The organism is Nocardioides sp. ChNu-99, assembly GCF_029493445.1.
In the GTDB taxonomy this organism is placed as follows: Bacteria; Actinomycetota; Actinomycetes; order Propionibacteriales; family Nocardioidaceae; genus Nocardioides.
In genome coordinates this window covers 20,658-28,263 of sequence record NZ_JAHWBL010000045.1, presented here as the reverse complement: position 1 = coordinate 28,263, position 7,606 = coordinate 20,658, and the positions used below count along the sequence as shown (strand labels likewise).

7 protein-coding genes are annotated in these 7,606 nt (G+C 75.7%); 6 read left to right on the top strand and 1 reads right to left on the bottom strand.

Annotated elements, in window-relative coordinates:
- The first annotated feature begins 158 nt into the window (after nucleotides 1-158).
- From KK617_RS14055 to KK617_RS14030, 6 genes are all read left to right on the top strand, one after another.
- Nucleotides 159-1,622 (top strand): FAD-dependent oxidoreductase, encoded by a 1,464-nt coding sequence (locus tag KK617_RS14055; RefSeq protein ID WP_277500704.1) that lies wholly within the window; start codon nucleotides 159-161, stop codon nucleotides 1,620-1,622.
- Nucleotides 1,619-2,869, top strand: a complete 1,251-nt coding sequence (locus KK617_RS14050; protein ID WP_277500703.1) for an FAD-dependent oxidoreductase — start codon at nucleotides 1,619-1,621, stop codon at nucleotides 2,867-2,869. Before KK617_RS14055 ends, KK617_RS14050 begins: the two co-directional genes overlap by 4 nt.
- A 127-nt stretch (nucleotides 2,870-2,996) precedes the next feature.
- Entirely contained in the window at nucleotides 2,997-3,170 is a 174-nt protein-coding gene (locus KK617_RS14045; RefSeq protein ID WP_277500702.1) for a hypothetical protein, read from the top strand.
- A 447-nt stretch (nucleotides 3,171-3,617) separates the two neighbouring features.
- Nucleotides 3,618-4,568: an NAD(P)H-binding protein gene (locus KK617_RS14040; protein ID WP_277500701.1), complete on the top strand. Its 951-nt coding sequence runs from the start codon at nucleotides 3,618-3,620 to the stop codon at nucleotides 4,566-4,568.
- Nucleotides 4,569-4,611: 43 nt separating this feature from the next.
- Nucleotides 4,612-5,304, top strand: coding sequence for a hypothetical protein (locus KK617_RS14035; RefSeq protein WP_277500700.1), 693 nt, complete (start codon nucleotides 4,612-4,614; stop codon nucleotides 5,302-5,304).
- A gap of 99 nt (nucleotides 5,305-5,403) precedes the next feature.
- Entirely contained in the window at nucleotides 5,404-5,844 is a 441-nt protein-coding gene (locus KK617_RS14030) for a DUF1801 domain-containing protein (protein WP_277500699.1), read from the top strand.
- Nucleotides 5,845-5,856: 12 nt separating this feature from the next.
- Here the strand turns inward: KK617_RS14030 and KK617_RS14025 are convergent, their stop codons facing one another.
- A complete protein-coding gene (locus KK617_RS14025) occupies nucleotides 5,857-7,527 on the bottom strand; it encodes a phospholipase D family protein (RefSeq protein WP_277500698.1) in 1,671 nt (556 codons plus the stop codon).
- Between the last annotated feature and the right edge of the window lie 79 nt (nucleotides 7,528-7,606).

Sequence of the window (7,606 nt, the reverse complement as noted above, 5' to 3'; positions counted from 1 at the left end):
CCCGCCCTCACCCCGGCGGCGGCGCTGCCGCCGGGCGAGCCGCGGGCCGTCGTCACCCCCGCCTGGTCGCCCGAGCGCGCCGCCGCCGAGCAGGAGCGCTGGGCCGCTGCCGCGGCGGCCGTGGCCGCCGCCCCCACCCCGGAACAGCAGGAGCAGCCATGAGCACCCCGTCCCCCGCGCCCGGCGCTCCCCACCGGGTCGACGTGGCCGTGATCGGCGGCGGTGTCGTCGGGTCGGCGATCGCCCGTCGCCTGGCCGGCGCCGACCTGGGCGTCGCCCTCGTCGAGGCCCGCTGCGACGTCGGCGACGGCACGAGCAAGGCCAACACGGCGATCCTCCACACCGGCTTCGACGCCGCCCCCGGCACGCTGGAGTCGCGGCTGGTGGCGGAGGGCTACCACCTGCTGGGTGAGTACGCCGCGGCCACCGGCATCCCCGTCGAGCGCACGGGCGCGCTGCTCGTCGCCTGGACGGAGGAGGAGCTGGGCGCGCTCCCGGGCCTGCGCGCCAAGGCGGTCGCCAACGGGTACGACGCGTGCGAGCTCGTCGGCGCCGACGAGGTCTACGCCCGGGTGCCCGACCTCGGGCCGGGCGCGCTCGGCGGCCTGACCGTGCCGGGCGAGTCGATCATCTGCACCTGGTCGACGACGGTCGCGCTGGCCACCGACGCGCTGGCGCGGGGGGCCGAGGTGCTGCTCGAGCACCGGGTGGAGTCCGTCGAGACGGTGGCGCCGGACGCGCAGGCGCCCGACGGCGCGACGCTGCTGCGCACGAGCGGCGGCGACGTGCTGGCGACGTGGGTCGTCAACGCCGCAGGCCTGCACGCGGACAGCATCGACGCGCTCTTCGGCCACGACCGCTTCACCGTGACGCCGCGGCGCGGCGAACTGTTCGTCTTCGACAAGCTGGCCCGCCCCCTGGCGCCGCTCATCGTGCTGCCCGTGCCGTCCTCGCTCGGCAAGGGCGTGCTGGTGAGCCCGACGGTCTACGGCAACGTCATGCTCGGCCCGACGGCCGAGGACCTCGACGACAAGACCGCGACCGGCACCTCCGAGGCCGGGTTCGCGTTCCTGCGGGGCAAGGGTGAGCGCATCCTCCCCGCGCTCTTCGACGAGGAGGTCACGGCGACGTACGCCGGCTTGCGGGCCGCCGTACCGGGCGGGGACTACCTCGTCGAGCGCGACGACGAGCGGCGCTACGTGCTCGTCGGCGGCATCCGCTCGACGGGCCTGACCTCGAGCCTCGCGCTGGCCGAGCACGTCGCCGGCCTGCTCGCCGACGGGGGCGTCGACGTGCGCGAGCGTGACGACCTGCCCGCGCCACCCCGGATCCCGAACATCGGGGAGGCCGGGCTGCGTCCGTACGCCGACGCCGACGCCATCGCCGCGGATCCGGCGTACGGCCGCGTCGTCTGCTTCTGCGAGCGGGTGACCGCGGGCGAGGTGCGCGACGCGTTCGCCTCGCCGCTGCCGCCGCGCGACCTGGACGGGTTGCGCCGCCGCACCCGGCTGATGAACGGACGCTGCCAGGGCTTCTACTGCGGCGCCGACGCCGTCGCCGCGCTCGAGACCTGCGGGGCGAGCCTCGCCGCCGTCCACCCGACCGAGGGGACCGACCGATGAGCGCCACCCCGCCCACCCACGTCAGCGTCGCGGTCGTCGGCGGCGGACCCGCGGGCCTGACCGCGGCGACCGCGCTGGCGGGCGCGCTCGGTCCGGGAGCCGTGCTCGTGCTCGACCGGGAGCGCGAGGCCGGCGGCATCCCACGGCACAGCGACCACACGGGCTACGGGATGCGCGACCTGCACCGCGTCGCGCGCGGGCCGGCGTACGCCCGGACGCTCGTCGAGCGCGCCACCGCCGCGGGCGCCGTCATCGAGACGGGCGCGATGGTGACGGGATGGGCCGGTGAGCGGACGCTCGAGGTGACCGCCCCGACCGGACGCCGCACCGTGACCGCGGACGCCGTCGTGCTCGCCACCGGGGCGCGGGAGCGGGCTCGCCCGGCGCGCTGGATCCCCGGTGACCGCCCCGACGGCGTCCTGACGACGGGCCAGCTGCAGAACCTGGTGCACCTGCACCACCGCCCGGTCGGCAAGCGCGCGGTCGTGATCGGCGGCGAGCTCGTCAGCTGGTCGGCGGTGCTGACGCTGCGCGAGGCGGGCTGCCGCACGGTCGCGATGGTGACCGAGCACCCCCGCTCGGAGTCGTACGCCGCGTTCCGCCTCGCCGGGCGCCTCGGCCTGCGCGTGCCCGTGCTGGCGCGCAGCCGGGTCGTGGCGATCGAGGGCCGGGGACGCGTGACGGGGGTGGTCGTGGAGGACGCGGACGGCGCGCGGCGCACCGTGCCGTGCGACCTGGTCGTGACGACCGGCGACTGGATCCCCGACCACGAGCTGGCGCGGCTGAACGGCCTCGAGCTCGACCGCGGCACGCGCGGCCCCGTCGTCGACGCCGCTCTTCGCACCTCGGCTCCCGGCGTGTTCGCCGCGGGCAACCTGCTGCACCCCGTCGACACGGCCGACGTCGCGGCGCTCGACGGGCGGCACGTCGCGACCGCGGTGCTCGACTGGCTGGGTCGCGGAGCCGCGGCCCCGTCGGGCGTGCGGCTACGCGTCGAGGCTCCGCTGCGCTGGATCGCGCCGCAGGTCGTCGACCCGGGGGGCCCGCCGCCGGCCCGCGGCCGCCTGCTGCTGTGGACCGACGAGCACGTCGCGCGCCCCCGCGTCGAGGTCGTGCAGGACGGGACGGTCGTGACCCGCCGCCGCCTGCCCTGGCCCGCCGCGCCGGGCCGCGTGTTCCGGGTGCCGAGCGCGGTGCTCGACGGGGTACGCCGCGACGGCGGCGACGTGACGCTCCGGCTGGGCTGAGCGGCGGCGTACCCGGGTCGGTTGCGCGGCGCTTCGTGGTAGCAGCGCCGCGGATTCCCTGGCGCTGGCACCACGAACGGGCGACGGGTACGCCGGGTCGGGGCGGGGTCGGGGGGTACCGGTCGGCATGACCACCGTGCCGACCCCGCCCACGCCCACCGATCCGCTGCCGCCCAACCCGGTGCCGGACCAGCCCGTGCCGGACCCGGGACCGGGCACGGACCCCGTCATCGAGCCGGGTCCCGACCCGGACGTCGTGCCGAGCACGCCCCCGCCCATCCCGGAGACCGAGCCCGCCTGAGCCTTCAGAGCGGGTCGCCGCACCCGCCGGGACGTGCCCGGACGCGACGGGAGCGCCGTACCGAGGTACGGCGCTCCCGTTGCTGGTGGTGCCGATGTTCCACGTGGAACGTCGCTCACCTGGTGCCCCCCTACGGGAGCGGCTCGCTCAGAGCAGGAAGATCAGCAGGATGACGACGGCGATCACGAGTGCGGCGATGGCGATGGTACGAGTGTTCATGAGGGACCTCCGTATGTCGTTGTGCCACTTCCAGCCGGCACCGGGGGGTGCTGGCTGCTGTAACGGCCGAGCCTAGTGGTGCTGAGAAAACGCAGCCGGTTCTCAGGGACGGTAACCCGAAGGTGTGTGCTTCATGCGTCCCGGCGCGCGACGGGCTCCTCCGTTACCCCCGCGCGGGCATGCTCGACGGCAGGCGCCGAGCGGCGTCGTACCTCGAGAGGAACCCCCGTGCGCGTACTCGTCACCGGCTCCACCGGCTACGTCGGCTCCCGGCTCGTCCCGGCGCTGCTGGAGGCCGGGCACGACGTCGTCGCGGCGGCCCGCACCCCGGCGCGCGTCGCCGACTACCCGTGGGGCGACCAGGTCGAGGTGCGCGAGTTCGACGTCGAGGACCCGGCGGCGATCGCCACCGCGGTCGAGGGCACGGACGCGGTGGTCTACCTCATCCACTCGATGGACGGCGGGGACTTCGTCGAGAAGGACCGCGAGGCCGCGCGCCTCGTGGCGGCGGCCTGCGACCGGGCCGGGGTCGGGCGCATCGTCTACCTCTCGGGCCTCGTGCCCGACGGGGACCTGTCGGACCACCTCGCGTCGCGGCTGGAGGTCGAGGAGATCTTCCTCGAGGCGGCCACCCCCGCGACCGTCCTCCGCGCGGCCATGGTCATCGGCGCGGGCTCCACGTCGTACGAGCTGCTCTCGCGCCTCACCCACCGCGTGCCCGTCACCCCCGTGCCGACCTGGATGCGGAGCCGCGTGCAGCCGGTGGCCGTCGACGACGTGCTGGCCGCCATCGTCGCGGCGCTCGAGGGCGAGCCGCGCAACCGGCACTACGACCTGGGTGGGGACGAGGTGCTGAGCTACCCCGACCTCATCGCCCTCGCGGCGCGCCTCGACAGCCGCTGGCGGCCGCAGGTCGTCGTGCCGCTCGTGCCGCAGTGGGTGGTCGGCCGCGCCGCGTCGCTGCTCACCGGCCTCGACTCCTCCACCACGCGCTCGCTCGTCGAGAGCCTGCGCCACGACATGGTGTGCGCCGAGGACGACGTACGACGCGAGCTGCTGCCCCCCGACTTCCGGTTCACCGGGCTCGAGGAGAGCCTGCGGCGCGCCGCCCGCGGCCGCCCCGTCGGCACCGAGGTCGGGGAGGACCCGCTCGCGCCGGCCCCGACCGATCCGGCCTGAGCGACGGGTTTCCCCCGTCAGCACCGGGGCAGGGTCCCCGGCCGTGAGCGACTGGGAGACCTACGTCCGTGCCCACCCCCGCCTCGTCGGGCCCGACACCGCGGTGACCGTGGGGGAGTCCTACGCGTGGGACCGCGGCGCCGTCGACGCCCTGCCCGTGCTGTCGGGGCTGCTGACGGGCGCCACCGTGACGCCCGTCGTCGTCGGCAGCAAGGACGCCGAGCTGCTGGCGTGGGACGGGCCCACGGGCCGCCGCGGCTGGCTGTGCCGCCCGCCGCAGGGCGAGCTGCCGATCGACGTGCTGCCGCTGCACCAGGAGCTGTGGCGCAGCTGGGGCGGGATCATCAACGTCTTCGGGGCGCCCACCCACGAGAACGCGTACGGCGGGGACGACACGTGGTGGAGCCCGAACCACCGCGAGGTGCTGACCGCGTCGTCCGCCGCCGACGAGCGGACGTTCGTCGAGGCGGTCGAGCTCTACGCGTGGGCCTGGGAGGACGAGGACCTGCAGGTGCCGATCGACCCGGCCGAGTTCGCCCTCGTCGCGAAGGAGGCGAACGGCAACCTGACGGCCGCGCACCGCCGTACCGGGGAGGTCGTCATGTTCGCCCCCGACCACGCCTACGCGGGCGTGAGCGAGCGCGAGGGGTGCCCGCCGTACTCGCTGTACACGATCGACGGCGGCGCCGACCTCGCCGCCTGGATCGAGCTCGCCGCCGGGCAGTGGGTGGCCTGACCGCACTGGTCAGGATCCGAGAAGCCGTCCGGCGCCGCGGTCACTAGCGTCGGGTCCGTCGACCGGCCGAGGGACGCCGGCGCACGGGAGGAGACCACGATGAGCGGGGACGAGAAGACCCAGGGCGGCTTTAGCGAGGCCGAGCGCGAGGCGATGCGGGCGCGTGCGGAGGAGCTGCGCAGCGAGGGGCGCGGTGGGAAGAAGAAGGCCGACGAGGCGCAGAAGTGCCTCGACGCGATCGCCGCGATGCCCGACGCCGACCGCGTGCTGGCCGAACGGGTGCACGCCATCGTCACCGAGGTCGCGCCGCAGCTGGCGGCGAAGACCTGGTACGGCATGCCCGCCTACGCCCGCGACGGCAAGGTCGTCGTGTTCTTCCAGGGCGCCGCGAAGTTCGAGGCGCGCTACGCCACCCTCGGGTTCAACGACACCGCCGCGCTCGACGACGGCACGATGTGGCCGACCGCGTTCGCGCTGCGCGACATCACCGCCGACGACGCGGAGCGCATCACCGAGCTCGTGCGCCGCGCGGTGGGCTGAAGGTCCCGGCAGCTAGTACGAGTGCTCGCGCCGCAGCGCGCGCGGGCGGCCGTCGGGGTCGTGCACGGCCGCGAGGAGCAGGCGGGCCAGGGGCCGCACGCGGCGCGGTGGCTGCTGGAACGGCAGCGTGCGCAGGTGCCCCGGGGGCCGCTCCCCCACCCGGCCGCCGGCGTGCCAGGCGTCGAGGCGCTCGGCGTGGGCGGCGAACGCCTCGAACATCCCCTCGGCGCTCTTGCAGTCGGCGACCTCGTCGAGCTCGTCGGTGGCCAGCGCGTCCTCGGTGCCGTCGGCGCCGGACGCCGGCCGGGTGCGGAGGCGTCCGAGGTGCTCGGCGGCCAGCCGCAGGCGCAGCGTCCCAGCGTGGGCCGGGTCGAGCACGGCAGCGGTCAGCTCGGAGTCGTGGGTCCACGAGCGGCGGTTGAAGTTGTCGGAGCCGGTCGTGGCCCACGTGTCGTCGATGATGCAGACCTTCGCGTGCACGTAGACGGGGACGCCGGCGCGGTTCTCGATGGAGTACGCCGCGACGCGGCCCGGCGCGACGTCGTACAGGCGGGCCAGGGCACGGTGGCGCGCGAGCCGCTGCGCGGCGCGGTTGAGGCCGTCCTTGTCGGGGTGGCGGGGCACGACCACGACGACGCGCAGCCCGGGCCGGGCGAGGAGCTGCTGCTCGAGGGCGGCGACGACGTCGTTGCCGCGGGGCTCGTTGTCGTCGCTGCGGCGACGCCACGGCACGTTGTGCTGCGTGCGGTGGCTCCAGAAGAACTGGTCCTCGACGTAGATGAGCTCCTGCGCCTGACGGATGGCCTTCGTGTAGCCGCGCGCCACGCTGCGCTCCCCCTGCCGGGCGAACGCGTAGCCGCGCGCGGGGCCGAGGTAGGGGTAGGTGCGGAGCAGCTGCACGGTCACGTCGCCGGCCGGCGGGGGCGCGGGGCGTTGCGCGGGCAGGCGGCTCGGATCGGTCTCGACGCGTCGTACGGCGTCCGCCAGCCGCCGCCACGGGGCGCGGGTGAGGAGCGCGGGGTCGTCCCAGCGCTCGCGGAAGGTGGTCTCGACGTCGCGGACGACGGGGCCGCGCAGCTCGAGCTGCACGTCGTGCCACGGCGCGCGCTCGCCGTACTCCTCGGTCAGCGGGCGCGCCTGCGGGTCGCCCTCGTGGTGCTGGTCGTCGCGGCGGTTGCGGGCCAGGTCGATGCCGCCGACGAAGGCGACGTCGCGCGAGGGGTCGTCGGCGTGGCGCACGACGACGAACTTCTGGTGGTGCGAGCCGCCCGGGCGCACGCGCATGTCGAGGGAGACCTCGGCGCCGCGCCGGCTGAGCTGCTCGCCGAGGTGGCGGTTGTTCTTCGCGAAGAAACCGGCCTGGTCGGTGTGGGAGCGCCACACGAGCCCGCGCACGTCGACACCGCGCCGCTCGGCGCGGCCGATGACCTCGACGACCTCGCTGCCGGGCTCGCCGGTGAGGCGCAGGTCGGCGTCGCCCATCCAGTCGGTGAAGAGCACGAGGTCGCCCGCGCGGGTCGCCTCCAGCACGCGGTGCAGCGCCTCGAAGTAGGACGCGCCGTCGATGTGGGCGAGCGCCCGGTTGCCGGTCGACCAGGCGACGTCGCTGTCGGCGGGATCGATGTGGGTGTCGGGGTTGCCGCGCTCCGTGCGGGTCAGCAGCCACGCCCTCTCGTCCACCACCCGGTCAGTATGGGCGCGCCAGGTGTCGCGCAGGTGTCGCGGGCGGCGGTGGGCTAGCGCGGTGGTGGTGGTACGGCGG

Coding starts and splice junctions, on each gene's coding strand:
- KK617_RS14045 (WP_277500702.1), top strand. CDS start 2,997: ATGACCACCGTGCCGACCCCGCCCACGCCCACCGATCCGCTGCCGCCC.
- KK617_RS14050 (WP_277500703.1), top strand. CDS start 1,619: ATGAGCGCCACCCCGCCCACCCACGTCAGCGTCGCGGTCGTCGGCGGC.
- KK617_RS14030 (WP_277500699.1), top strand. CDS start 5,404: ATGAGCGGGGACGAGAAGACCCAGGGCGGCTTTAGCGAGGCCGAGCGC.
- KK617_RS14055 (WP_277500704.1), top strand. CDS start 159: ATGAGCACCCCGTCCCCCGCGCCCGGCGCTCCCCACCGGGTCGACGTG.